The sequence below is a fragment of the Nocardiopsis moroccensis genome, assembly GCF_055763695.1.
In genome coordinates, this window is sequence record NZ_CP199747.1 from 1084555 (window position 1) to 1109107 (window position 24553).

Annotated in this window: 20 protein-coding genes and 1 CRISPR repeat array; of the genes, 10 read left to right on the forward strand and 10 right to left on the reverse strand. The window is 72.5% G+C overall.

Annotated features, from left to right (window positions below; genetic code table 11):
- Positions 1-24: 24 nt before the first annotated feature.
- Together ACUKCB_RS04480 and ACUKCB_RS04485 are read right to left on the reverse strand one after the other, a co-directional pair.
- On the reverse strand, positions 25-1227 hold the full coding sequence (locus tag ACUKCB_RS04480) for a JmjC domain-containing protein (RefSeq protein WP_473039184.1): 1203 nt from the start codon (positions 1225-1227) through the stop codon (positions 25-27).
- A gap of 288 nt (positions 1228-1515) precedes the next feature.
- On the reverse strand, positions 1516-3774 hold the full coding sequence (locus ACUKCB_RS04485; RefSeq protein ID WP_473039185.1) for a prolyl oligopeptidase family serine peptidase: 2259 nt from the start codon (positions 3772-3774) through the stop codon (positions 1516-1518).
- A 172-nt stretch (positions 3775-3946) separates the two neighbouring features.
- Here ACUKCB_RS04485 and ACUKCB_RS04490 point away from each other — a divergent pair, with 172 nt between their 5' ends.
- Complete coding sequence (locus ACUKCB_RS04490; RefSeq protein WP_452547480.1) at positions 3947-4444, forward strand: TspO/MBR family protein; 498 nt, start codon at positions 3947-3949, stop codon at positions 4442-4444.
- A gap of 126 nt (positions 4445-4570) precedes the next feature.
- Here the strand turns inward: ACUKCB_RS04490 and ACUKCB_RS04495 are convergent, their stop codons facing one another.
- Positions 4571-5791 carry an ABC transporter ATP-binding protein gene (locus ACUKCB_RS04495; protein ID WP_473039186.1) on the reverse strand — a complete coding sequence of 407 codons (1221 nt, stop codon included), beginning with the start codon at positions 5789-5791 and terminating at the stop codon, positions 4571-4573.
- Between the two features lie 620 nt (positions 5792-6411).
- Between ACUKCB_RS04495 and lnt the strand changes: the two genes are divergently transcribed.
- Both lnt and ACUKCB_RS04505 read left to right on the forward strand, forming a co-directional pair.
- Positions 6412-8067 (forward strand): apolipoprotein N-acyltransferase, encoded by a 1656-nt coding sequence (gene lnt / locus ACUKCB_RS04500; protein ID WP_473039187.1) that lies wholly within the window; start codon positions 6412-6414, stop codon positions 8065-8067.
- 94 nt (positions 8068-8161) lie between these two features.
- Positions 8162-8776 carry an FxsA family protein gene (locus tag ACUKCB_RS04505; RefSeq protein ID WP_473039188.1) on the forward strand — a complete coding sequence of 205 codons (615 nt, stop codon included), beginning with the start codon at positions 8162-8164 and terminating at the stop codon, positions 8774-8776.
- 106 nt (positions 8777-8882) lie between these two features.
- Here ACUKCB_RS04505 and ACUKCB_RS04510 read toward each other — a convergent pair whose 3' ends face one another.
- Positions 8883-9596, reverse strand: coding sequence for a potassium channel family protein (locus ACUKCB_RS04510; RefSeq protein WP_473039189.1), 714 nt, complete (start codon positions 9594-9596; stop codon positions 8883-8885).
- 299 nt (positions 9597-9895) lie between these two features.
- Here ACUKCB_RS04510 and ACUKCB_RS04515 point away from each other — a divergent pair, with 299 nt between their 5' ends.
- Genes ACUKCB_RS04515 through ACUKCB_RS04530 form a run of 4 tightly spaced genes read left to right on the forward strand, consistent with a single transcriptional unit; the run spans position 9896 to position 14125 of the window.
- Positions 9896-10486, forward strand: coding sequence for a (2Fe-2S)-binding protein (locus ACUKCB_RS04515; RefSeq protein ID WP_473039190.1), 591 nt, complete (start codon positions 9896-9898; stop codon positions 10484-10486).
- The gene (locus ACUKCB_RS04520; RefSeq protein ID WP_473039191.1) at positions 10486-11487 is read left to right on the forward strand and encodes an FAD binding domain-containing protein; all 1002 of its coding nucleotides are present in this window, start codon (positions 10486-10488) and stop codon (positions 11485-11487) included. The genes ACUKCB_RS04515 and ACUKCB_RS04520 overlap by 1 nt, the downstream gene beginning before the upstream one ends.
- Positions 11484-13739, forward strand: a complete 2256-nt coding sequence (locus ACUKCB_RS04525) for a xanthine dehydrogenase family protein molybdopterin-binding subunit (protein ID WP_473039192.1) — start codon at positions 11484-11486, stop codon at positions 13737-13739. The genes ACUKCB_RS04520 and ACUKCB_RS04525 overlap by 4 nt, the downstream gene beginning before the upstream one ends.
- A 59-nt stretch (positions 13740-13798) precedes the next feature.
- Positions 13799-14125, forward strand: coding sequence for a nuclear transport factor 2 family protein (locus ACUKCB_RS04530; RefSeq protein WP_473039193.1), 327 nt, complete (start codon positions 13799-13801; stop codon positions 14123-14125).
- A gap of 56 nt (positions 14126-14181) precedes the next feature.
- Here ACUKCB_RS04530 and ACUKCB_RS04535 read toward each other — a convergent pair whose 3' ends face one another.
- Positions 14182-14670, reverse strand: a complete 489-nt coding sequence (locus ACUKCB_RS04535; protein ID WP_473039194.1) for a nucleoside deaminase — start codon at positions 14668-14670, stop codon at positions 14182-14184.
- A 106-nt stretch (positions 14671-14776) separates the two neighbouring features.
- Between ACUKCB_RS04535 and ACUKCB_RS04540 the strand changes: the two genes are divergently transcribed.
- Entirely contained in the window at positions 14777-15256 is a 480-nt protein-coding gene (locus ACUKCB_RS04540; protein WP_473039195.1) for a GNAT family N-acetyltransferase, read from the forward strand.
- Between the two features lie 7 nt (positions 15257-15263).
- Positions 15264-15899, forward strand: coding sequence for a class I SAM-dependent methyltransferase (locus tag ACUKCB_RS04545; RefSeq protein WP_473039196.1), 636 nt, complete (start codon positions 15264-15266; stop codon positions 15897-15899).
- On the opposite strand, the gene ACUKCB_RS04550 is transcribed toward ACUKCB_RS04545, so the two are convergent.
- The 4 genes from ACUKCB_RS04550 to ACUKCB_RS04565 form a co-directional block, all read right to left on the reverse strand.
- Positions 15872-17899 (reverse strand): heavy metal translocating P-type ATPase, encoded by a 2028-nt coding sequence (locus tag ACUKCB_RS04550; protein ID WP_473039197.1) that lies wholly within the window; start codon positions 17897-17899, stop codon positions 15872-15874. The genes ACUKCB_RS04545 and ACUKCB_RS04550 overlap by 28 nt on opposite strands.
- A complete protein-coding gene (locus ACUKCB_RS04555) occupies positions 17892-18338 on the reverse strand; it encodes an ArsR/SmtB family transcription factor (RefSeq protein ID WP_473039198.1) in 447 nt (148 codons plus the stop codon). Before ACUKCB_RS04555 ends, ACUKCB_RS04550 begins: the two co-directional genes overlap by 8 nt.
- Positions 18339-18400: 62 nt before the next feature.
- A complete protein-coding gene (locus ACUKCB_RS04560) occupies positions 18401-18997 on the reverse strand; it encodes an NUDIX domain-containing protein (protein ID WP_473039199.1) in 597 nt (198 codons plus the stop codon).
- Positions 18998-19144: 147 nt separating this feature from the next.
- Positions 19145-21712: an HAD-IC family P-type ATPase gene (locus ACUKCB_RS04565; RefSeq protein ID WP_473039200.1), complete on the reverse strand. Its 2568-nt coding sequence runs from the start codon at positions 21710-21712 to the stop codon at positions 19145-19147.
- A gap of 251 nt (positions 21713-21963) precedes the next feature.
- On the opposite strand from ACUKCB_RS04565, the gene ACUKCB_RS04570 reads away from it, so the two are divergent.
- Positions 21964-22743, forward strand: a complete 780-nt coding sequence (locus ACUKCB_RS04570) for an NRDE family protein (RefSeq protein ID WP_473039201.1) — start codon at positions 21964-21966, stop codon at positions 22741-22743.
- A 153-nt stretch (positions 22744-22896) separates the two neighbouring features.
- A CRISPR array of direct repeats spans positions 22897-23966; the repeat unit is 29 nt; unit sequence CTGCTCCCCGCGCACGCGGGGATGGACCC.
- A 144-nt stretch (positions 23967-24110) separates the two neighbouring features.
- Here the strand turns inward: ACUKCB_RS04570 and ACUKCB_RS04575 are convergent.
- Entirely contained in the window at positions 24111-24419 is a 309-nt protein-coding gene (locus ACUKCB_RS04575; RefSeq protein ID WP_473039202.1) for a restriction endonuclease, read from the reverse strand.
- Positions 24420-24553 lie beyond the last annotated feature (134 nt).

Sequence of the window (24553 nt, forward strand, 5' to 3'; positions counted from 1 at the left end):
CGGTCGGCCGGGGCCGGAAAGAGCTCAGCGGACCAGGACCAGGTGGTGGCGGCTCAGCGCGGACACCACCCGGGCGCACTCCTCGATCCTCACGCCCGCCCGTTCGGCCAGCTCCGCCACCGACAGCTCCCGGTGCTCGGCGATCGCCGCCAGGACCGGTTCGGTCACCGCGGGGAGCCGGTACCGCTTCCCGGAGACCGTGAGCGCGACTCGCTCGCCCTCACGCTCCACCGGCGGCGGCAGGATCGGGACGAACTCCACCCGCGCCCCGGCCGGCGGGACGTCCTCCGCCACTGCCCAGGGGAGAGAGAACGACGTGCGGCGGGGGAAGCGCGCGTCGCGCTCGGCGAGGAAGGCGTCCAGGTCCGCGTCCTCGGCCAGTTCCACCAGCCGGGCCACCAGTTCGTGCCGGTGCTTGCGGCGTTCCTCCGGGGCCGCGAACCGGGGCAGGTCCTGCCGGAACGACTCCTCCGCGAACAGGCTCCGCACCAGGGCGTCCGCCCAGTCGATTCCGGTCGCCCGGGTGAAACCGAAGGTCAGATGCATGCTGACCTCCCCGGTTCCGGTCACCGTGTGCCACCAGCCGCGCGGCACGTGGATCACCTGGCCGGGCCGCAACACCCCCTCCCACACCGTGTGCAGCCCGCCGCCGGCGTCCCGGGGCGGGGTGTGCGAGTGGTCGGTGTCGTTCTTCATCGGGTACGGGCGCGAACCCGGTCCGTGCACCTGCCAGTGCTTGGTCCCCTCCACCTGGACGATCACCGTGTCGTGGTCGTCCCAGTGGGTGTCGAACCCCCGGGACTCGCCCCAGATCAGGTACAGGTTGGCCTGCGCGCGTTCACGGGTGAGACGCATGAGGTCGTCGGCGGCCGCGCCCACCGGCGGGTGCATCCGGTCCATACCGTCCAGTACCAGGCTCGCCCCGGACCGCAACTCCCGGTACAGCGACTCCGGGCGCACGATCCGCCGGGCGGTCCGCGAGGCCGTGCCCTGTTCGGTCCAGCGGTCCAGCGGCACCGGGGAACCGTCCCGGTGCAGCCGTAGCCGGGGCGGTTCCGGGGCGCACGTGGCCAGCAGACCGTTGAGGTCCTCGAAGGTCAGGAGCGAGCGTACGGCTTCCGCGCCCAGGTCGGCGAAGACGAACTCCTCCGACAGTCGGGTGGTCAGTGCGTCGCGGCCCACGACGTCGCACAGGGTTCCGGTGAACAGGCTGCCGGGATCGGTCACGGCTGTCCTTTCCAAGACGGTTCGAGGGGCGCGCGGACTCCGGGAAGGGGGCGGGGAGTGCGGCAAGGGGAGGGGGACCCGCCCGGCCCGGGACGCGGTGGCCGGGCCGGGCGGGACCGGATCAGATGAAGTCCGAGCTGGAGTCGGTGCCGTCACTGTCGCCGCCCGCGGTGATGTCGCGGGAGGTCACCTCCGCCAGGTCCTCGACCTCAACCTCGATGGGGTCCATACCGCACCTCGCTTTCTGTGTGCCGTTGATCCTCATGACCAGGGCCGTCCCGTGCGCCGTCAGCGTCCGGTCAGCCCCGTCCTGTGGGCCGCGAACGCGTGCGCGTCGGCGGCCAGCCCGACCGCCCTGCTGACCGAACGCGGGCCGTGCCCGACATCGCGTTCGTAGCGCAGCAGGGCGGCAGGGCGCTCCCGGTGGTCCCCGGCGGCCGCCAGCAGGGCCGCGCACATCTTGCGCGGGTGGGCGGCGTCGGTCCGGGTGTCCCCGTCGAAGCCGGTGAGCAGGACGCCGGGGTAACGCAGCCCCGGTGTGCGCAGGGCGCCGTCCAGGGCCCGGTGGTAGGGGGAGTAGGACATCAGGGCGGCGAAGTCGTCCGGATCGGACACTGTGCCGAACTCCCGGGTCCACATCCGGCCCAGCCCCATGCGTTCGAAACGGGCCATGTCCGCGAGCGGGGCCGAGGCGATCACCGCCGCGCACAGGTCCGGGCGCGCGGTGGCCGCGGCCAGTACGAGCAGTCCGCCGGCCGAACCGCCGGACAGGCAGAGCTGGTCGCGCGTGCACCGGCCGGTGCGTACCAGGGCGTCGGCCGAGGCCACCAGGTCCTGGACCGCGCGCGGCTTGTGGCGTCCCGAACCCTCCAGGTGCCACCGGCGCCCCGCGTCTCCGCCCCCGCGTACGTGGGCCACGGCGTACCGGCCGCCCGAGAGCAGCCAGGCGAGGACGGTCGCGCTGAACCCGAACTGGCGCGGGCGGCCGAAGCCGCCGTAGGCGTGCAGGATGGTCGGCCCCGGGGCGTGCTCCCCCGAGGCGTCGAAGACGGTGACGGGGACGCGGGTGCCGTCCTCGGAACGGCACCAGAGGACGGTCCGCTCCACGGTGGGGGAGGGCGGGGAGCCGGCAGTCGCGGAGCGCCCGGGGGCTTCCCGTGCCCCGGAGGAGCCCGGTGCGCCGGAGCCCGCCCCTGCGCCCGGGACACCCCGTGTATCCGAGGTGTTCGGACGCGGTGGCCAGGGGGCGGGTCGGTGGGAGCCCGGGGCCAGCCGCAGCACCTTCTGCTGGGTGGCCACGTCCGCGTAGCCGAAGTACAGGGTGCCGTCGGGGGCCGTGACGGGGCCGGAGACCATGCCCTGGCCGGGCAGTTCCACCGTGCGGACCCGGGCCCCGGCGGCGGTCCCGTGCACGGTCGCCTCGCTGGTGCCCAACCGGGTGCGGACCACCAGCAGCGCCGTGCCGTCCGCGCTCCGGTGCGGACAGAAGGCGTCCAGGACCGCTCCGGGGTCCTCGGCGACCACCTCGCGCCAGTGCTCGGGGGAGAGGCCGCTCGCGGGCGCGGCCGGGTCGAGGGCGCAGATGCGTCGGTGGGGCGCGTCCAGGGTGGTGCGCAGGTACAGCAGACCGTCCGGCCCCAGCCGGGCTTCGGTCTCGGCCTCGGGGCCCGCCTGGACCGGTCGGAACTCGGGTCGCTGCGGCGGGGAGGTGGACAGGTCGGCCAACCACAGGTCGGTGCGGTGCCCGGTGCCGTGGCTCTCGGTGACCAGCAGCCACCGCTCACCCAGCACCCGCACGCCCGGGACGGTGCCGGCACCGGCGCAGGAGTACACGAGGGACTCGGCGCCGTCGGCGACCCGGCGCAGCCATACGCCGCGCACCCCCCGGGCGCCGTCGCGGCGCACGTAGTAGAAGGACCGTGCGGACCCGGGCAGCCAGGCCACGTGCGAGTAGCGGACCCCGGCCACGGTCGGTCCGACGGCCGCTCCGGTGTCCACGCGGAGCACACGCAGTTCGCCGCGCTCCACCCCGCCGGAGGAGGTCTGGAGGGCGACCAGGCGACCGTCGGGGCTGGGTTCCCAGGCGTCCAGGGTGGTCCGCCCGGTGGGGTCCTCGGCGCAGGGGTCGTGCACGGTGCGCGGACCGAGCGGTTCGCGGGGGGACGCGGGGCCGGCGGAACCGGCGGCGTCGGCGGAGACGGGGGGATCGGCGGAGCCGGGGTGGTCGGGCCACACGACCAGCCGCGGATGCTCGCTCCCGGCCGGGCGCACGGTGCCGAACAGGGCTCCGGGCCGGTGGACCGGCGGGGACCACAGGTCGGTGTCCACGAGCGCGCGGATGCGTTCGGCCAGGCGTTCCCTCAGCGGCCAGGTGGCCGCCTGGCGGCGGTACTCCCGGTCGCGTTCCGCCAACCAGCGGAGGGTCTCGGGGGAGTCGGCCGTCTCCAGCCAGCGGTAGGGGTCGGGCACGGGGCGGCCGTGCAGGGTGTCGACGACCGACAGGGGCTCGGGGGCGAGGGCGGCTCCGGGGGCTCGGTTGCGCACCATCACATGTTTCAAGCGCGCCGACACGACGGTCAAGGAAGAGATTCCTGTTCCCCGGGCGAAGGGAATGTCACCGAGAGGGAAGGTTTGTCTACTGGGCCTGGGAGGACTGACCGGGTGGCCGAGGCCGGATCACGGGTAGGTCCCCGAAGAGTCCGCGTCCGAGGAGGAGCAGATGGAGAGCACCGTCCGAACCGCCCCCGCACCGCGCCGGTCGCTGCTGGCCGCGGTCTGCTTCGCGGCCGCGGTACTGGCCACCGCGCTGGTCGGCGGCCTCGCCGCGGCCGGTTCCGCGGGCGTCTACGCCGACCTCGAACTTCCCGCCTGGGCGCCGCCCGCCTGGTTGTTCAGCCCCGTCTGGATCGCCCTGTACGTGCTGGTGGCCGTGGCGGGATGGCTCGTGTGGCGCGCTGCGGGGACGCGGGGCGCCGCGTCCTTCCTGGCCGTCTACGCGGTCCAGTTGGTGTTGAACGCCGCCTGGACACCGCTGTTCTTCGGGGCGGCCCTGTACGGGGTGGCGCTGGCCGACATCGCGCTCCTGACCGCGGCGGTGGCCGCGACCCTCCTGCTGGCTCTGCGGCACAGCCGGGCGGCGGCGCTCCTGTTCGCCCCCTACCTGGCCTGGGTGGCCTTCGCCACCGCGCTCAACGCGGCGATCTGGGCCGCCAACTGAAGGACCCCGCCCGCAGGGCCCAGGATCCGGACGCCGGAGGCGGGCCGGGAACCGGACCGACCGAAAGAGGGCGCGGGCGGTGCCCCGGAGGATGGGGGCACCGCCCGCGCGGCCCGGTCGGCGGGATCAGGCGTTGTCGGGGTGGCCGATGGCCAGGCCGCTCTCCTGGTCGAAGAAGTGCAGCTGGCTGACGTCCACCGACAGGCTGATCGTACGGCCCGGGCGCACGTTGCTGCGCGGGCTCACCCGGGCGGTGAACAGCGAACGGCTGCCGCCCAGCGACAGGGCGGAGTCGGAGGCCTCCTCGCCGTCTCCGGCGGCGTCCTTGGCCAGGGCCGTGGCGTCCTCGTGGCGCACCGGCGGGGCGTCGATGCCGAAGATCACGTTGATCTCGGTGCCCAGCTCCTCGGTGACGCTGGCGGTGACCTCGATGCGCGGGCCGTCGTTGCCGTCGAACTCGGCGTCGTTGAAGTCGGAGGGGCGGATGCCCAGGATGAGGGAGCGGCCCAGGTACTCGCTCAGCTGCGGGCGCTCCTTGAGCAGGCTGGCCGGGACCGGCAGCTCGTGGTCGGCGAACTTGAGGACGGCGCCCTCGCCGTCGCGGGACAGTTCGGCGTCGACGAAGTTCATCGCGGGGGAGCCGATGAACCCGGCCACGAAGAGGTTGACGGGGGCGTCGAAGAGGCGCTTGGGGGTGTCGACCTGCTGGAGCCGGCCGTCCCGCAGCACCGCGACCCGGTCGCCGAGGGTCATCGCCTCGATCTGGTCGTGGGTGACGTAGACGGTGGTGACGCCGAGGCGCTCGTGCAGCTGGTTGAGGGAGGCCCGCATCTGCACGCGCAGCTTGGCGTCCAGGTTGGACAGCGGCTCGTCCATCAGGAAGGCCTGCGGCTCGCGCACGATGGCGCGGCCCATCGCCACGCGCTGGCGCTGACCGCCGGAGAGCGCGCCCGGCTTGCGCTTGAGGTAGGGCTCCAGGCCGAGCATCTCCGCGGCCTCGCTGACCCGGCGGGCGATCTCGGCCTTGGGCACCTTGCGCAGCTTCAGGCCGAAGGCGAGGTTCTGCTCGACGCTCATGTGGGGGTAGAGCGCGTAGTTCTGGAAGACCATCGCGATGTCGCGGTCCTTCGGCGGCCGGTCGTTGACGACCTCGTCGCCGATGACCAGGGTGCCCGCGGAGATCTCCTCCAGACCCGCGATCATGCGCAGCGCGGTGGACTTGCCGCAGCCGGAGGGGCCGACGAGCACCATGAACTCGCCGTCGTTGATCTGCAGGTTCAGGTCGTCGACGGCTTTGACGTCACCGCCGTAGATCTTGTCGACGTTCTGGAGGGCGATCTCCGCCATGGCTGTGCTCCCGCGTTGGGTCGGTGGTCCGGCGTGTCCGATAGCGGGCGGATCTCGTGGCTGGAGACCCCCCACTCCGGTCCGATGGTCGAAGTTGATCGAAACGGGCCGGTTTGTTGATCACATCAGACAGGATCATGATCAAAATGTCCATAGCGTCTTCGGTTTCGATCTGGTTGCGGTCATGCGCAAACCACCCCTGGCCAGCTGGCGTGCCGGGCCCAGGTGCGTTAGCCTGTCCGACGGTTCATCACTTTCTCCCCTCCCGACGCCTGACGCGGTAGCCACGACACGGCGCCCGGGTTGAGGCAACGGGTCGGGGAGTCTGGGTAACCTAACGACCAGTCCAGCACTGGACGGACCGGTTGTGCGGCCCCCGCTCGTCCGATTGGACGCTGCATCACGCGCCAGGTGCAGTTGGGATCGGGTGAGGGGCGGAGTACCGCGACCGGGCGGGGGGTTGGACCCGGAAAAGGCCCGAACATCCAGTAGACAACGGTCTTCCGAGCTCGCCGCCGACGGGACGGAGCCGGTCCGAAGGGTGGCTCGGGCCTTTTCCGCGTCCCCCCAATATGCTGACCGCCAGGTCCCTCATCAGACAGCGGAAAGCGAGCACCCACGTGGTTGCCGAGTACAAGGGTTCGGAGTCCGCTCCGGGCCCGGACAGTCCCTCGCCGGACACCACGGCGTCGGATTCCGAGGCACCGACCACGTTGTGGTCCCCCTTGGCCCCGGGGTACCGCTGGGGGCGGCTCGACCTCCTCTGGCGGGTTCTGGCCGCGGTCGGAGCGGGCCTGGCCCAACTCCTCGCGCTCCCGCCGTACGGTCTGTGGTGGCTCGGCCCGCTCAGTGCCGCACTCCTGATCCTGGCCGTCGGCGGGACGCGGCCGCGCCGCGCCGCCTGGCTCGGGGCCCTGTCCGGGGCCACCCTGATGGTGCCCCTGGTGCGCTGGCAGGACATCTTCGGCATCGACGTGTGGCTGGCCATCGCCGGGGCCGAGACCGTCTACTTCCTGCCCATGGCCATGGGCATCGCCCTGGTCGTGCGCCTGCCCTACTGGCCGCTGTGGACCTCCGCCCTGTGGGTGGCCCAGGAGGCCGTACGCGCCCGCTGGCCGCTCGGCGGCTTTCCCTGGGGCAAACTCGCCTACGCCCAGCCGGACACGCCCTTCTCGGGTTACGCCGCCCTCGGCTCCTCACCCCTGGTCACCTTCGCCGTCGCCCTCACCGGCTCCGTGCTGCTGTGGACCGTCCTGCGCGCCGTACCGGCCCGGGGGAGACCGCGGGTGCTCATCCCCGCCGTCGGCCTGGCCGCCGGCGCCGCGGTCCTCCTGGGCGGCCTCCTGGCCCCCGCGATCGGACGCCCGGCGCCCCTGGAGACCGTCAACGTCGGCATGGTCCAGGGCAACGTGCCCAACGTCGGTGAGATGTCGGTCCTCGGCGAGCGCATGCAGGTGCTCCGCAACCACGCCGACGGCGTCCACGAACTCGCCGAGGCGGTGCGCGGGGGCGAGTACCCCGAACCCGACATGGTGCTGCTCCCGGAGAACGCCAGCGACATCGACCCCTTCCGCGACCCGGTCGCCGAGCAGACCATCGACGATGCCGCCGCCGACATCGGAGTGCCCCTCCTGTGGGGGATGAGCCGCTTCAACGACGACGGGACCCGCTACGTGCAGAGCGTGGTCTGGGACCCCGGGACCGGACCCGGCGAGGTGTACCGGAAGCGCTACCTCGTCCCGTTCGGCGAGTACATCCCCTACCGCGACTTCTTCACCCGCTTCGTCTCGCGGCTGGAACAGGTCAGCTCCGACGCCGTCCCCGGCAGCGAGCCCGGCGCCCTCGACATCGCCGGCACCACCCTGGCCGTGGGGATCTGCTTCGACGTCGCCTTCGACCCGCCGGTGCGCGAGTCCGTGGCCGCGGGCGGGCAGATCATCGTGATCCCCACCAACAACGCGAACTACAACTTCACCGGCCAGTCCGACCAGCAGCTGGCCATCACCCAGCTGCGCGCCGTCGAACACGGCCGCCCCGCCGTGGTGGTCTCCACCAGCGGGATCAGTGCCGTGGTGGAACCCGACGGCACGGTCGCCTACACCTCGCCCGAGGCCGAGCCCGACATCCACGTGGCCGAACTCACCGCCATGGACGGGCCCACCGTCGCGACCCGGCTCGGCGCGGTCCCCGAGGCGCTGATCGCCGCGATCGGACTGGGCGCTGTCATCGCTTCGGTCATCGTGGGCCGCCGCGTACGCGTGCAGCGGAGTGCGTGAGGTCCCCGGAGCGGGGGAACCATTCACACCGCGGACACGTTCTTCCCAGCAGGGGACACCCGCCTTCGGCCCACGACTCTGAGGATGGTTCACGATGCCGCTGCTGACAGTGCTGGCGTTGATGGCACTGCCCTTCGCCGAAGTGGGACTGATGATCTGGGTCGGTGGTCAGATCGGCGTTCCGTGGACACTCGCCGCCCTGGTCTCGCTGATGGTCCTGGGCGTGGCGGTGCTCCGGCACACCGGTCGGGCCTTCCGCGAGGTCGTCCAGCAGGCTGACGAGGCGATGCGCACCGGCGAACAGCCCCGCAAGGGCCTGCTCGACCCGCTGATGCTGATGGCTGGCGGCATCCTGCTGATCATCCCCGGCTTCCTCACCGCCGCGGTCGGCCTGCTGCTGGCCACCCCGTTCACCCGCCCCGCCCTGCGCTGGGCGTTCGCGGGGTGGGCGGCCCGGCGGATGCGCAGGATGCAGGAACGGGTCAACGAGGAGTTCGCGGCCCGCGGTGCCACCATCCCGAACCAGGGCCCCTTCGGCCCGGGCGGACCGGGGGCCTCCGGCACGGCCGGGGACCCCTTCGGCCGCGGCCCGGGCGGCCCCGCCCGCGGCGCCCGTAACCCGGGCGCGGCCGAGCAGGAGCGTCCCGCCGCCAACCGGGGCCGCGTCATCCAGGGCCGGTTCGAGCCCGATGAGGACGACAGGAACTGACCTGACCGCTCCGGCCGCCTTCCCGCGTCCGGAGGACCACCGGCAGAGCCCGCCGCGGGTCACCCCGGCGGGCTCTGTCGCGTACGGCCTCCTTCCCCCTGGTCTCTCACCCGTGCTCTTCTGGCGGGTCCGATTCGGCGGGGCCGGAGGTCCCCGGTCCGGCCGGGGAGACGTAGGCGCCCACGATGCGGGCGATGACGGTGGCCAGGAACAGGGTGCCCGCCACCGCCTCGGCGGTGGCCAGCGAACGCGCCCAGGGGGTGACCGGGACCAGGTCGCCGTAGCCCAGGGTGACCAGGGTGACGAAACTCAGGTAGGTGAGCCCCTGCCAGCCCACCGACTCGTCCGGGGCGAGGGAGTCCTCGAACGCCCCCGGCCACAGCACCTCCACGACGCCGAACAGCGCCGCGAACACACCGCCCAACAGCAGGTAGGCGCAGATCGCCGCCATGATCAGCTGCGGTCCCTGGTTCCGTCGGTACCGGTTCCGGAAGACGAACGCCAACAACTCCAGCATCAGGTAGCCCTGGAACAGCACGATGATGGTGAAGAGCCCCAGCCGGGGGACGGGATCCCCGGGGCCCAGGGCCGACCACAGTCCGAAGGTCAGGAACACCACCGAGAGCACGGCCACGGGGAGCAGGCGCGAGCCCGCGGGCCGCACGACCCGCACCCCCAGGAACACCACGACCGGGTACAGCAGCGAGTACACCACCGCCCACAGCGGCCCGTGCAACGTGAGCGGGTACGCGAAGTGCAGCAGCACCGCGGCGGCCAGGAACCCGGCCAGGGACCGCGACAGCCCCGGTCGACCACGCACGTCGACCCCCTTCCTTCGCCCGACGGCGCCCCCGGACGAACACCGCCAGTCGCCGGGAGGTTAGCCCGGGGACGGTCCCGGGGGCGTGAGCTACGGGAGTTGTTTGCCCGACCTTGGAGCTCCATCGGCACTCGGTAGACCCCTCAGCTGGAAACATCCCCAAGGAGTGGCACCACCACGACCTCCCGTCCCGGCCGCGCACTCGCCGGGCGGAAGGGCCGTCGGAAAGCATCCGCGCTTCACAGGGGGAATCCCATGCCCAGCCGCCGCCTTCACCGTCCCGACAGCGAGGGGGCCTCATGACCCCGGCTCAGGAGGGACGTACCGGCCTCGCCGGCCACACCGTTCCGCGGCAGGCCACCGCGGCCGAACGCGACCGGGGGGAGATCGGTCCCGAACCCGCGGACATCCTCCTCACGGTCAACGGCACGGTCCACCGGGTCCGCCTGGAACCCCGGGTCAGCCTGTTGGACGCCCTGCGTGAACGCCTGGACGTCACCGGCCCCAAGAAGGGCTGCAACCAGGGAGCCTGCGGTGCCTGCACCGTCTGGGTGGACGGCCACCGCGTGCTCGCCTGCCTCACCCTGGCGGTGGCCTGTGAGGGCCGCGAGGTCACCACGGTCGAAGGGCTGGCCGACGGGGACGAACTCCACCCCATGCAGGAGGCCTTCGTCGACAACGACGCCCTCCAGTGCGGCTACTGCACCCCGGGCCAGCTCATGTCGGCGGTCGCCCTCATGAAGGAGGGCCACCACCGGGACGACTCCGAGATCGCCGAGTGGATGAGCGGCAACATCTGCCGCTGTGCCGCCTACCCCAACATCCGCCGGGCCATCCGGCAGGTCCGTGACTCCGGCGGCGACCGGGCCGAACAGGAGGGGGAGAGCTGATGCGTTCCTTCGCCTACTCCCGCGCCGCCGACGTGGAGTCCGCCGTCGCCGACGTCTCCGCCGACCCCACCAGTGAGTACCTGGCCGGGGGCACCACCGAGGTCGACATGCTCCGTCTCGGCGTGGTCCGCCCGCGCCGCGTCGTCGACATCAACGACCTGCCCATCGCCGCCATCGAGGAACTGCCCGACGGGGGCACCCGCCTGGGCGGCCTGGCCAGGATGAGCGACGTCGCCGCCCACCCGGTCGTCCGCGAGCGCTACCCGATGGTCACCGAGGCGCTGGAGAAGGGGGCCTCCGCGCAACTGCGCAACATGGCCTCCATGGGCGGCAACCTCATGCAGAGGGTGCGCTGCTCCTACTTCCGTGACGGTGACCGCGCCTGCAACAAACGCGAGCCCGGCAGCGGCTGCGCGGCCCTGGACGGCGTCAACCGCACCCACGCGGTCCTGGGCACCAGCGAGCACTGCATCGCCGCCCACCCGTCCGACGCGGCCGTGGCCCTGACCGCCCTGGACGCGCTCGTCCGACTGCGCGGCCCCGAAGGGGAGCGCACGGTCGCCTTCGACGACTTCTTCCTGCTGCCGGGGGACACACCCGAGCGCGAGCACCCGATCGGACACGGTGAACTCATCACCGCGATCGACCTGCCCGTGCTGCCCGTGGCGCGCACCTCCCACTACCTTAAGGTGCGCGACCGCGAATCCTACGAGTTCGCCCTGGCCTCCGCCGCCGTCGCGCTCGGCACGGAGGACGGCACCGTCACCGAGGCCCGGATCGGCCTGGGCGGCGTCGCCACCAAACCGTGGCGGGCCCGGCGCGCCGAACAGGCCCTGACCGGATCCGAGGCCGGACCCGAGGCCTTCGCGCGCGCCGCCGACGCCGAACTCGCGGACGCCGTGCCGCGCGGCATGAACGGATTCAAGGTCGAACTCGCCAAGCGCACCATGGTCCGGGCCCTGACCGAGGTCGCGTCCCGAACCACAGGAGGGACGGCATGAGCATCCCACCCCAGATCGGCAGGGACGTGCCCCGGGCCGACGCACACGCCAAGGTCACCGGTACGGCACGCTACTCCGCGGAGCACCGCCCGACGGGGGGCGCGCACGCCGTCCTGGTCTGCTCGCGGATACCCAGCGGCCGGATCACCGGCATCAACGCCTCACGGGCCCTGGTCTCCGAAGGCGTCCTGGCGGTACTCAGCCACCTGAACCTGCCCAGGGTCGCCGCGCAACCGCACCTGATCCCGTCCCTGGCGGGCACGACCGCGCACGGGCAGAGCTTCTTCCCCATGCAGGACGAACGGATCCACTACGCGGGACAGCCCGTCGCCATGGTCGTCGCCGACACCCTGGAACGGGCCGAACACGCCGCCGAACTCGTCGAGGTCGACTACACCGAGGAACCCTGGACCACCACCGTCGACCAGGGCCGTGACCATGCCTACGAGGCCGAGCGCATCTTCGGGGGCTTCGTCCCCGGCCGGATGGACCGCGGGGACGTCGATGCGGGCCTGGCCGAGGCCGAGACGGTTCTGGAGAGCACCCACCGGTTCGCGGCCAATCACCACAACGCGATCGAACCCTCCGCGGCCACCGCCGTGTGGGAGGACTCCAAGCTCACGCTGTACGACACCACGCAGGGGCCCACCGCCACCCGGCTCACCGTCGCCGAACTGCTGGGCGTCCCGCCCTCGAACGTGCGGGTGGTGTCCGAGTTCGTCGGCGGCAGCTTCGGCGGCAAGGCCATGATCTGGGCGCACCCCACCCTGGCGGCGATGGCCGCCCAGCACGTGCGCGCCCCGGTCACCCTCGCCCTGACCAGGGCCCAGACGTTCAGCAACACCGGCCACCGCGAGGAACAGGAACACACCCTGACGCTGGGCGCGCGCTCGGACGGCACCCTGACCGCGATCCGCTACCGCAAGCTCTCGCCCACGTCGCACTTCGACGACTGGGCCGAGCCCTCCCTGGGACCTGCCGCCCAGCTGTACGCGTGCCCCAACTTCGAGGGCGTGTACGACCTCGTCCGGGCCAACACCATGACACCCACGTTCATGCGCGCCCCCGGAGAGGGCACCGGAGCGTTCGTCATCGAGACGGCCATGGACGAGCTCGCCCACGAACTGGGCCTGGACCCGCTGGAACTGCGGCTGCGCAACCACGCCGACACCGACCCCGAGACCGGGAACCCCTGGTCGAGCAAGGGGCTGCGGGAGTGCTACGCGCGCGGCGCCGAACTGTTCGGCTGGCACTCACGCGACCCGCGCCCGGTCGAGGGCGCCCGGCGTGAGGGAAACTGGCTCCTGGGCACCGGTATGGCCAGCGCCATCTATCCGGTGTACTCCGTCATGAACCCGCAGCGGGCCCGGGCCAGGGTGTACGCCGACGGCCGCGCGGTCGTCGAGACCGGCTGCTCCGACATCGGCACCGGTGCCGCGACCGTCATGGGCCAGGTCGCCGCCGAGGCCCTGGGTATGGAGTCGGAGGCGGTCACCGTGCACTACGGGGACACCGAGCTGCCCAACACGGTCTCGGCGGTCGGCTCGGCGGGCGCGGGGGCCGTCAGCGCCGCGGTGCACACCGCGGCCCGCAAGCTGCGCGACCAGCTGGTCGCGCAGGCCCTCGCCGACCAGGGCTCCCCGCTGTACGGCACGGACCCGGACGAGGTCGAGGTCCGGTCCGGGCGGATGTCCCTGCGCGGGTCCCCGGACACCGGGGAGTCCTACGGGCAGATGCTGGGCCGCAACATGACCTTCGACGCCGAGGCGGTGGGGTCGTGGCAGCCGCCGGGCCAGGACAGCGGCTACGGCACGGCCACGTTCGGTGCCCAGTTCGCGGAGGTCGCCGTCGACCCCGACCTGGGACTGGTCAGGGTGCGCCGGATGACCGGGGTGTTCGCCCCGGGCCGTGTGCTCAACCGCAGGACCGCGCACAGCCAGCTCATGGGCGGCATGTTGTGGGGCCTGGGCCAGGCGCTGTTGGAGGCCACCCACATGGAGCCCAACCAGGGTCGCTGGGCCAACCCGAGCCTGGGCGAGTACCTGGTGCCGGTCAACGCCGACGCCCCCGACGTCCAGGTGGAGATGCTGGAGGTCGAGGACCGGGTGGTCAACCCGCTCGGGGTCAAGGGTGTCGGTGAGATCGGCCAGGTCGGGGCCGCGGCGGCGATCGCCAACGCGGTCTTCCACGCCACCGGCCGCCGCTTCCGCGACCTGCCCATCACGATCGAGTCGGTCATGGCACCGGCCTGAGACGTCAGTACAGGGGCCGAGGAGCCCGTGACCGCGACGTTCACTCGAATGGAGACAGAATGAGTGTGAGTGTTCCCGAACCGGTGGCGTCGTTCATCGACAAGGTCAACGCCCACGACGAGCAGGGCTTCCTGGACGCCTTCACCCCGGACGGGGTGGTGGACGACTGGGGACGCGAGTTCCGGGGGCGCGACGCCATCGGGCGGTGGAGCGACGAGGAGTTCATCGGGGCGCGCGGCGTGCTGGACGTGCAGTCGGCCCAGCCCACCGGGGAGGGCGTCACCGTGGTCGGTGACTGGCGGTCCAACCACGCCAACGGGCTCAGTTCGTTCGCGTTCACGGTCGAGGGGGACCGGATCGCCCGGATGACCATCCGCGAGGGCTGAGCCGGGGCGCGGGCCGCCCGGGGACCACCGGGCGGCCCGGCCGAAACGTTCCCGGTTCACCGCCCTGACGCCCGGCCGTGCAGGCGGGCGTGCAGGGAACGCAGTTCCTCGGCAAAGGACTCCACCGGGCCCTCCACCGGGACGCCGGGGGCGACCTCGTTGATCGGCAGCGCCCGCACGGGGCCGGGGCCGGCGCCCCACTCCGCCAGCCAGGAGGCCAACTGCGCGGAGGAAGCGGCGTACACGATCCGGCCCAGGCCCACCCACGCGTGGGCGGCCGAGCACATCGGGCAGTGCTCACCGGAGGTGTACACGGTCGCCGCCGCCCGCTCGGCGGGGGAGAGGTGTTCCGCGGCCCAGCGGGCGATCGCGAACTCCGGGTGCTGGGTGGCGTCGCCCCCGGCCACATGGTTGTGGTCCTCGAACAGCACCGTCCCGTCCGAGCCCACCAGCACCGATCCGAAGGGCTCGTCCCCCTCGTCCAGTGCCCGCGCAGCCAGGTCCACCGCACGCCGCAGGTGTCGCAGGTCGGTCTGGTCCACCATGGTCGTCCTCCTTCTTCCCAGGTCGGCGCCACCGTACCGCGCGCCCCTGCCGTGGCCCCGGAAAACCCCTGTCCGCGACGGGGCTCGGCTGGTTACGCTGCGGTTCATGGACATCAGCATCCGCCGCTACGCCCCCGAGGACCGCGAAGCCGTGGTCGCCCTGGCCCTGCGCGCCTGGGAACCCGGTTACGCCGCGCTGGAACGGACCCTCGGTACGCAGACCTACGAGCGTGTCGTCGGGGACTGGCGACAGGCGCACAGCCGCGACGTCCGGGAGGACCTGGCGGCGGAGGATGCGGGCGTGTGGGTGGCGGTGACCGACCGGGTCGCCGGGTTCGTCACCGTACGGCTCGACAGGGGGGAGCGCTCCGGCCTGGTCCACATGCTGGGGGTCGATCCCGACCAGCAGGGGCGGGGCGTGGGCTCGGCGCTCACCGGGTTCGCGGTGGAGCGGCTCCGGGAGGAGGGCATGACCCTCGCCGTGATCAGGACCGGCGGCGACGAGGCCCACGCCCCGGCGCGCGCCGTCTACGCCAAGGCCGGCTTCGTCCCCTCGCCGGTGGTCCACTACTACCGGAGCCTGTGAGCCGCCCGTGCACAGCCCCGACTTCCTGGCGGCCACCCGCGCCTCCTACGACGCCATCGCCGAACCCTACGCTGCCCGCTTCCACGACGAGTTCGCGCGCAAGCCCCTGGACCGGGCACTGCTGACCGCCTTCGCCGAGACCGTCACCGGCCCGGTCGCCGACGTCGGCTGCGGCCCGGGCCGGGTCACCGCGTACCTGCACTCCCTGGGGCTGGACGTGTTCGGGATCGACCTGTCCCCGGGGATGCTCGGACTCGCCCGCGCCGCCAACCCCGGGCTGCGCTTCGTCCGGGGCTCGATGACCGACCTGGACCTGCCCGACGCCTGTCTGGGCGGACTCGTGGCGATGTACTCCATCATCCACGTACCCCTCGAAGACCTGCCCGGGGTCTTCGAGGGGTTTCGCCGGGTCCTGTCCCCGGGCGGGCAGGCGTTCGTGGTGTTCCAGGCCGGTGACGAGACCGTGCACTTCGAGGAGGGCTTCGGGCACGGCGTCGACCTCGACTTCCACTTCCGCCCGCCGGAACTGATCGCGGACCTGCTGGAGGGCGCCGGGCTGAGGGTGACCAGCCGTACCGTGCGCGAGGCGCAGGAGGGCGAGCGCTCCCGGCACGCCTACCTGTGGGCCCGCAGGCCGGACTGAGCCAGGGCCGGGCCGTCGACCGCCCCCTCCGGGTCGTCCCCGACAGCACGGGTCCGCTCCGGCCGGGCCCTTCCGGCACGCATGCCGTTGGCGATGACCACGACCTCCGCCACCTCGTGCACCAGGACCACCGCGGCCAGTCCCAGCACCCCGAACAGGGCCAGCGGCATCAGGGTGCCGATGATGGCCAGCGACAACCCCAGGCTCTGCCACATGATGACCCGGGTGCGGCGGGCGTGTGCCAGGACCCGGGGCAGGTTGCGCAGGTCCTCGCCCATCAGGGCGACGTCGGCGGTCTCCACGGCCACGTCGGTGCCCATCGCGCCCATGGCCACGCCCAGGTCGGCGCCGGCCAGGGCAGGGGCGTCGTTGACCCCGTCGCCGACCATCACCACCGGGCCGCCGGCCCGCAGCTCACCGACCACTCGCGCCTTGTCCTCGGGCAGCAGCCCGGCGTGGACCTGGTCGGGATCGATCCCGGCCTCGGCGGCCAGGGCGTCGGCGGTGGCCCGGTGATCCCCGGTGAGCATCGCCACCCGGTAACCGGAACGCCGTAGTTCGGCGACCACCTCGGCCGCCTCGGGGCGCAGTTCGTCGCGGACGGCGAGCGCCCCCGCGACCGAGCCCCCCTCCTCCACCAGGACCACGGTGGCCCCCGCGCCGAGCAGCCGCTCCACCTGCGCTCCGAGGGGGCCGGGGTCGACCCAGCCCGGGCGTCCCAACCGCACGTGGGCGCCGTCCACCCGACCGGTCAGGCCGGATCCGGGCACCGCCCGCACGTCCTCGGCCGGACCGGGGGAGGGGTGGGCGGCCAGGACGGCGCGGGCCAGCGGGTGCTCGCTGCGCGCCTCCAGGGCCGCAGCCAGCTCCAGCACCTGTTCGCGGGTGCGGCCGGGGGCGGGAACCACCTCCACCACGGCCGGGTCGTTACGGGTCAGGGTGCCGGTCTTGTCCAGGGCGACGACCCCCACCCGGCCCATCGCCTCCAGCGCGGCACCGCCCTTGACCAGCGCTCCCTGGCGGGAGGCGGAGCCGATCGCGGCGACCACGGTCACCGGGACGGAGATGGCCAGGGCGCAGGGCGAGGCCGCGACCAGCACGACCAGTGCCCGTTCGAGCCAGGTCAGCGGGTCACCGAACAGGGAGCCGAGCACCGCCACCAGTACGGCGGCGACCATCACCCCGGGCACCAGCGGCCGGGCGACGCGGTCGGCCAACCGCTGTCCGCGCCCCTTCCTGGCCTGTTCGGCCTCCACGATGCGCACCACGCGCGCCAGGGAGTTGGCCTCGGCCCCCGCGGTGACGGTGACCTCCAACGGGCCGGTGCCGTTGACCGAACCGGCGTACACCCCGTCTCCGGGGCCGACCTCCGTCGGTACCGACTCCCCGGTGATGGCGGAGGTGTCCAGCCAGGTGTTCCCCGAGGCGACCGTGCCGTCGGTGGCCAGTCGCTCCCCGGGGCGCAGGACCAGGGTCTGGCCGATGCGGAGCTCCTCCGGTGCGACGGTGTGCTCGACCCCGTCGCGCAGCACGGTCGCCCGGGCCGGGACCAGGTCCAGCAGGGCCCGCAGTCCGCGCCGGGTACGGGCGACGGCGTACTCCTCCAGACCCTCGGCGATCGTGAAGAGTACGGCCAGCATGGCTGCCTCGCCGACCTCGCCCAGGGCCACGGCGCCCGCGGCGGCGACGGTCATCAGGGTGCCGACCCCGATCCGGTTCCGGCCCGCACCCTTGCGGAACAGGCGGCGCAGCGTGGCGGGGACGAAGGTCCGGGCGGCGACCACCAGGGCAGCGGCCTTCAGCAGGAGGACGGCGGCCTCGGGGGCGCCGAGCCAGCCCGCGGCGTACCCGGCCAGGAGCAGCGGTGCGGCGACGGCGGCGTACCGGATCTCGCCGACCTGCCACAGTCGGGTGGGTTCCACTGCTTCGGTGGTTCCGTGTCCAGGGGAGACGGGGGCGTTCGCGGGGGTGGGGTCGTCACCGCAGCAGGCGTCACTCATCGCGCACCGCCGTGCCCGTTCTCGTTTCCGGACCGGCTGCCGTGCCGCAAGGCTCGGCGGCGAGCTCGGCGGCACCCGCAGCGTCGACCCCGTAGGTGGGGCACAGCGCCACGGCCCGGCCGGTCGCGGCCAGGAGGGTCTCGGCGGCCGAGAGCAGGTCCATCAGCTCGGGCCGGCTGAGCGAGTAGAACACCTGCCGCCCCTCGGGGCGGCCGTCGACCAGCCCACAGTCGCGCAGGCAGGACACGTGCTTGGAGACCGTGGACTGGGCCAGACCGAGCTGTTCCACCAGATCGGTCACACGGGCCTCGCCCTTGGCGAGGCGCTGCACGATCGCGAGCCGGGTGCTGTCGGAGAGGCTGTGGAAGAGGGCCTCGGCGGCGCTCAGCCCGGGGTCCGGGCAGACCCTCTCCGCACAACCGTCATTGTTCATCGTCATATGGCGATCATATTCAGTTTTGGCGATGAAAGCTAGGGGTCGCCGTGCGGACCGCCGTGGACTCAGGCTCGGGCCGCCTCCCCGACGGGCTCGTACCTGACCGCCGCACGGCTGGTCGCCAGTGTCTGGGAGATCTTCGCCGCCAGCCGGGCCGAGGGAACGGCGGTGTGCGGACGCCAGGCCAGGGGGCCGGAGGCGCCGCCCACGGGCACCATGGTGGCGCTGGCCCGGTACAGGTACAGGAAGGTGAAGTGCTCGTGAGCGGGCTCGCCCAGGACCGGGTCCTCGGGTACCCGGTGGTTGTCCAGGTCCAGCAGGAGCGGTTCCCCCGCGGACTCGACCTGCTCGGGGAGCAGCCCGGTCGCCTCCGTCAACCTGTTCCGCGACGCCTCGTCCAGCGCGCCGTCGTCACCGGTCAGGTGCCCGCCGGGCAGGCGCCAGGACCCCTGCTCCCCCTCCCGGACCATCAGCACCCGCCAACACGGGTCGAGCACCACGGCCCCCGCGGTCACGTGCCCGACGCGGAACTCCTTGGCTGAGGAGAGCTCGTGCCCCCCGTCCAGGGCGCGCACCAGGGGACCGGCCGCTTCGACTTCCTTGGGGAAGCGTTCCAGATAGCCGTCCAGCACGGCGCGGATGTGCGTGTTCGGGATGCTCAATGTGGCTCCTGTCGCTCCAGACACGTGGCGCAACCAGGATCGCGGCTCGGCCCGGTGCGTGAACAGTTCCCACGCTGACCGGCGGCGAGGTGGGATCCGAACAACAGGGGGCCTGCCGCGGTGCCGCGGCAGGCCCCCCGCGCCAGGTCAGGACGTTGACGCGGCGGTCTCCCGCTCCTGTGCCTCCTTCTCGTCGGCCCGGGCCTGGGAACGGGCCGTCATCCGGTCGTCCACCACGCGGATCACCGTGATCACCGCGATCGCCACCCCGGCCACCGCGAGCCCGGTGAGGACCTTCACCGGGTCGCTCACGTCCAGCTCGAAGAACCACTGCCCCCACGGCGTCACCATGGCCAGGGTCAGTAGACCCACCATGGAGCCCACCAGCAGCACCTTCCACCACACGTACGGTTTGGCCACCAGCAGCAGGACCCACAGCGTGGTCGCGCACAGCGTGATCACCACCGCCGTGCGGTCCGAGGGGTCGGGCACCGTCCGCCCGCCGAGCACCAGCAGGTAGGTCGTCACCGCCGCCAGCCCCGCCACCATTCCGGAGGGGACCGCCAACCGGAGCGTGCGCAGGACGAACCCCGGCCGGGCGATGTCGGTGTTGGGCGCCAACGCCAGGAAGAACGACGGGATACCGAACGTCACCGCGTTGATCAGGGTCGCGTGCCTGGGGAAGAAGGGGTAGGCCACGGCCAGCAGGCCCACGATGATGGCGAGCGTCATCGTGTACACGGTCTTGGTCAGGAACAGGCCGGCCACCCGCTCGATGTTGCCGATCACCCGGCGCCCCTCGGCCACCACCCGGGGCAGGACCGCGAACCGGTTGTCCAACAGCACCAGCTGGGCCACGGAACGCGAGGCCGGGCTGCCCGACCCCATCGCCACCCCGATGTCGGCCTCCTTGAGCGCCAGCACGTCGTTGACTCCGTCACCGGTCATCGCCACGGTGTGCCCCCGCTCGCGCAGACCGCGCACCATGTCGCGCTTGCGTTCGGGTGTCACCCGGCCGAACGCCGACCGCTCCTCCACCTCCCGGGACAGTTTCTCCGGCGTCTCGGACAGCTCCCGGGCGTCCACCGGCCGGTCGGCGCCGGCCAGGCCCAGTTCGCGGCCGACCGCGCCGACCGAGGCGGCGTGGTCCCCGGAGACGATCTTGACGCCCACGCCCTGTTCGGAGAAGTAGTCCAGGGTCGGAGCGGCGTCCTCGCGCACCCGCTGGTCCAGCACCACCAGCGCCACCGGCTCCACCGTGCCCGGAGCGGTCTCCACGTCCACCCGGACCGAGGCCCGCGCCAGTAGTAGGACCCGCAGCCCCTGGGCGCCCAGCCGGGCGGCCTCGGCGACGGCGGGCGAGTCGGGCGCGGTGAGGACGTCGGCGGCCCCCAGCACCCAGTTCTCCTCGCCCGCGGGTGTCAGCAGGCTCGCCCCGCTCCACTTGCGCGCGGACGAGAACGGGGCCAGGGCCGTCACGGTCCAGTCCGGTGTCCGCTGCCCGGTGGCCGCGCACCCCTCGGCGATCGCGGCCATGCTCGGGTTGGGGTCGGGGTCGCAGTCGGCCAGCGCGGCCAGCACCAGGGACGGGGAGACCGGCGCACCGCCCCCGTCCGGCCGCCCGTTCCCCCGGGGCGGCTGTCCGCCCAGGTCACGGATCTGGGCCAGTTTCATGCCGACCTCGGTCAGCGTGCCGGTCTTGTCCGTGCACACCACGTCCACGCGGGCCAGGCCCTCGATCGCGGGCAGCTCCTGCACCAGACAGCGGTGGCGGCCCAACCGGATCACCCCGACCGCGAACGCGATGCTCGTCAGCAGGATCAGCCCCTCGGGGATCATGGACACCAGTGCCGCCACCATGCCGCGCAGCGCGTCCGCCAACGGGCCCGAGATTCCGCCCGAGACGGGTTGGTCCAGCGCGACCTGGCCGTTCATGAACAGCTGGCTGTAGACCAGCAGGGCGCCGATGGGGAACAGGGCGAAGGTGATCCACCGCAGGATCCGGTTGATCCCGGACCGCAGTTCCGACCGCACCAGCGAGAACCGGCTCGCCTCCTCGGCCAGGCGTGCCGCGTACGCGTGCCGACCGACCTTGGTCGCCCGGAACCGCCCGGACCCGGCCACCACGAAACTGCCCGACATCACGGTGTCCCCGGGCTGTTTGAACACCGGGTCGGCCTCGCCGGTCAGCAGCGACTCGTCGACCTCCAGGCCTCCCGCCCAGGTCACCACACCGTCCACGACGACCTGGTCGCCGACACCGACCTCCAGGACCTCGTCCAGGACGATCTCCTGGGTGGCGACCCGCACCGTGACACCGTCGCGCACCACCCGGGGGCGTGCCGCGTTGACGATCGCGAGCCTGTCCAGGGTGCGTTTGGCGCGCAGTTCCTGGACGATGCCGATCAGCGTGTTGATCACGATGACCATCGCGAAGAGGCCGTCCTGCACCGGGCCGATCACCGCGATGATCGCGAACAGCACGGCGATCATCGCGTTGATGCGGGTGAAGACGTTGCCGCGGATGATCTGTCCGACGCTGCGGCTGGCCCGGACGGGGACGTCGTTGGTCCGACCGTCCGCGACGCGCTCGGCCACCTCCTCACGGGACAGCCCCGGTTCCGGGGGCGGGCCCGTGAGCGCGGACCGGGCCGGGGAGGGCTCGATCACTGTCGGGGTCGGACCCCGTTCGGTCCGGTCGGCTTCTTCGGGCACGGATGACTCCTGGTCGGTGAGGAGGGCTGGACCGGCGGGGACCCCGGTCACACGAGCCTCAGTGTCAACGCTCACCAGAGTAGGGAGAAACCGGAGTGCAGGGGCCCGCCGGACCGGAAACCCCGGGTTCGGCCGTCCTCTTCGGCCGGAAACCGAAGCATCTGGGAGGGGAGCCGCGTCCCGCACTGGGCCGACGCGGATCCGCGTCGTAGAGTCCCTGGCAAGGGAACTGAACGCGTGGGAGACAACAGATGTGCACCGTCATCGTCGGTTTCGATCCGGGCGCCCGGACACCGCTGGTCATCGCGGCGATCCGGGACGAGATGCGTTCGCGTCCCTGGGACTGGCCCGCGCGGCACTGGCCGGAGCGCCCGGAGCTGGTCGGCGGCCGTGACCGGCTCGCGGGAGGGACCTGGTTGGCGGTCGATCCGCGGCGCGAACGGGTGGCCGCGCTGCTCAACGGTTGGCCCTGGGACGGCCGGATGCCCTGGGAGGGCTCCTATCCGGCCAGCCGGGGTGATCTGCCGCTGAAGGCCCTGGCCACGCAGAACCGCGATCCTCTGGCCGGGGAGGATCCCACCGGCTACGCGCCCTTCCACCTGCTGGACGCCGACGCGCACAGGGCTGCCCTGCACAGCTGGGACGGGCGGTGTCTGGACACCCGGGCGTTGCCCCGCGGGGTGACCACGATCGTCAACACCGGTCTGGACGCCGAGGATCCCCGTGCGGACCGGCACACCCCCGAGTTCGCCCGCACCCGCCCCGACCCGGACCTGGCCACGGCCGAGGGGATCGGGGTCTGGGGCGAGTGGCCGGACCTGATCACCGAGGCCGCCCGCTCCGAGCCCCGCTCCGCGGGTACCACTCAGGGTGGTGACCCCTCGGGCCTGATCGCCCACGCCGAACTCGGGGACGGGCTCGTCTGGGCCACCGGCTCGGTCACGCTGGTCGCTTTGGACCGGGACACCGTTCGGTACGCGTTCACCGAGGACCCGGCCGATCCGGACGCCTGGCGGATGATCGAGGTCTAGGCAGGGGTGGAAGTCTGTGCCACGTGTGTGGGGCCCTGAGTAAAGTGGCTTCGGGAAGCGGTGGGTTTTATGGGCGATGTGTTCCTAGTGTCTGACTTTCGAGAAGTTGGAAAAATGGCCACTTGCCGCTGGTAAGACACCAGGTCAAAAAGTCTGCTCCCCGCGCACGCGGGGATGGACCCATCAGCCTGCCGCACATGCGGTCCCGGTTGCGCTGCTCCCCGCGCACGCGGGGATGGACCCCCTATTGTTGGGGCGGCACCGGCCCCGACTGCCTGCTCCCCGCGCACGCGGGGATGGACCCCGGGGGCGCCCGCACAGCCTACCGCCCGTGAGCTGCTCCCCGCGCACGCGGGGATGGACCCCACACGGGCTCCGGCGTGGTCCTGGAGGACGTCTGCTCCCCGCGCACGCGGGGATGGACCCTCGCAGTCGGCGTCCGCCAGATCATCCACCACCTGCTCCCCGCGCACGCGGGGATGGACCCCACCCGGGGACGGGCTGTTGCCGACCGGTATCCTGCTCCCCGCGCACGCGGGGATGGACCCCATACTGACCTGGGGATTGTGGATAACCAGAGTCTGCTCCCCGCGCACGCGGGGATGGACCCGCCGCGAACCCCGACTGCATCCAGCGCTACCACTGCTCCCCGCGCACGCGGGGATGGACCCGCGGTCCAAGACCTACAGGCCAACCATGGGCTCTGCTCCCCGCGCACGCGGGGATGGACCCGGGGAGCGCGTGGGCCGCGTTCACCCTGACATCTGCTCCCCGCGCACGCGGGGATGGACCCTACATCTACACCGCTTCGAGCACCAGGAGGTGACTGCTCCCCGCGCACGCGGGGATGGACCCCGCGTGCACGACTTCCCCGCGGGTGCGCTCGGGCTGCTCCCCGCGCACGCGGGGATGGACCCGGGATGGTGCTCTTGTGCTCCCGCTCGACGTTCTGCTCCCCGCGCACGCGGGGATGGACCCTCGATGAGCACCGGGCCCTGGTCAACCGCATTCTGCTCCCCGCGCACGCGGGGATGGACCCGCCGAGCTGGTCAACATGATCACCCGCATCGGCTGCTCCCCGCGCACGCGGGGATGGACCCACCCCGAGCAGGACCACGCCCTCACCGGCCCCCTGCTCCCCGCGCACGCGGGGATGGACCCGAGGTGTGGGCCGGGTCGGCGTACTCGTCCGGTCTGCTCCCCGCGCACGCGGGGATGGACCTCCCGTGACCACGACGCTCCGGGCCTCAGAGGCCGAAGTACGGCCATGCGCGATCACGCCGTCACGGTACTGAAGCGCTACGCGGGAGTCCATCCACCCGGGTCAGCGGGTAGGACCGGGGCCGACCGGGATGACCGGACCGGTCCTACTCGCGCCCGCGACCGCGGTCGCGGAGCAGCCACTCCGCGGTTCTGTTCACCACGTGCACCGGGTAACCCCCCGTGAAGTCGAACGCGAACAAGGCGACACCGCGTTGGTCGGCGTACTCGACGGCGGCGTCCGTGTAACGCGAGGAGGTGAAGAACACGGCTACGTCACCGACCCGGGCCGCGCCGACCAGCTGCGGCACCTCAGAGCGCCCAACGCCTTTGACACCGTAACGTTTGACCTGCGCGGAGATACCCGAGGCGGTAACATCGATCCCTGCCACCCGACGGAGGCGTGGCCCGGACACCCCGGAAACCCTGGCTTCGCAGCCACTTCGCCACGAATGTCTCGGCTTCCGTGGGCGTGCGGATCCGCGTCCGTGCGCGCTCCCGCGACTTCTGCTTCCTCTTCCGCTCGGCTGCGGCCTCCACTCTCATCGCC

Excerpts from the sequence above, each read along its gene's own strand:
- ACUKCB_RS04555 (WP_473039198.1), bottom strand. The coding sequence starts at position 18,338 with ATGACGATGAACAATGACGGTTGTGCGGAGAGGGTCTGCCCGGACCCC.
- ACUKCB_RS04570 (WP_473039201.1), top strand. The coding sequence starts at position 21,964 with ATGTGCACCGTCATCGTCGGTTTCGATCCGGGCGCCCGGACACCGCTG.
- ACUKCB_RS04530 (WP_473039193.1), top strand. The coding sequence starts at position 13,799 with ATGAGTGTGAGTGTTCCCGAACCGGTGGCGTCGTTCATCGACAAGGTC.
- ACUKCB_RS04535 (WP_473039194.1), bottom strand. The coding sequence starts at position 14,670 with ATGGTGGACCAGACCGACCTGCGACACCTGCGGCGTGCGGTGGACCTG.
- ACUKCB_RS04540 (WP_473039195.1), top strand. The coding sequence starts at position 14,777 with ATGGACATCAGCATCCGCCGCTACGCCCCCGAGGACCGCGAAGCCGTG.
- ACUKCB_RS04490 (WP_452547480.1), top strand. The coding sequence starts at position 3,947 with ATGGAGAGCACCGTCCGAACCGCCCCCGCACCGCGCCGGTCGCTGCTG.
- ACUKCB_RS04520 (WP_473039191.1), top strand. The coding sequence starts at position 10,486 with ATGCGTTCCTTCGCCTACTCCCGCGCCGCCGACGTGGAGTCCGCCGTC.
- ACUKCB_RS04550 (WP_473039197.1), bottom strand. The coding sequence starts at position 17,899 with ATGAGTGACGCCTGCTGCGGTGACGACCCCACCCCCGCGAACGCCCCC.
- ACUKCB_RS04495 (WP_473039186.1), bottom strand. The coding sequence starts at position 5,791 with ATGGCGGAGATCGCCCTCCAGAACGTCGACAAGATCTACGGCGGTGAC.
- ACUKCB_RS04515 (WP_473039190.1), top strand. The coding sequence starts at position 9,896 with ATGACCCCGGCTCAGGAGGGACGTACCGGCCTCGCCGGCCACACCGTT.
- ACUKCB_RS04525 (WP_473039192.1), top strand. The coding sequence starts at position 11,484 with ATGAGCATCCCACCCCAGATCGGCAGGGACGTGCCCCGGGCCGACGCA.
- ACUKCB_RS04505 (WP_473039188.1), top strand. The coding sequence starts at position 8,162 with ATGCCGCTGCTGACAGTGCTGGCGTTGATGGCACTGCCCTTCGCCGAA.
- ACUKCB_RS04485 (WP_473039185.1), bottom strand. The coding sequence starts at position 3,774 with ATGGTGCGCAACCGAGCCCCCGGAGCCGCCCTCGCCCCCGAGCCCCTG.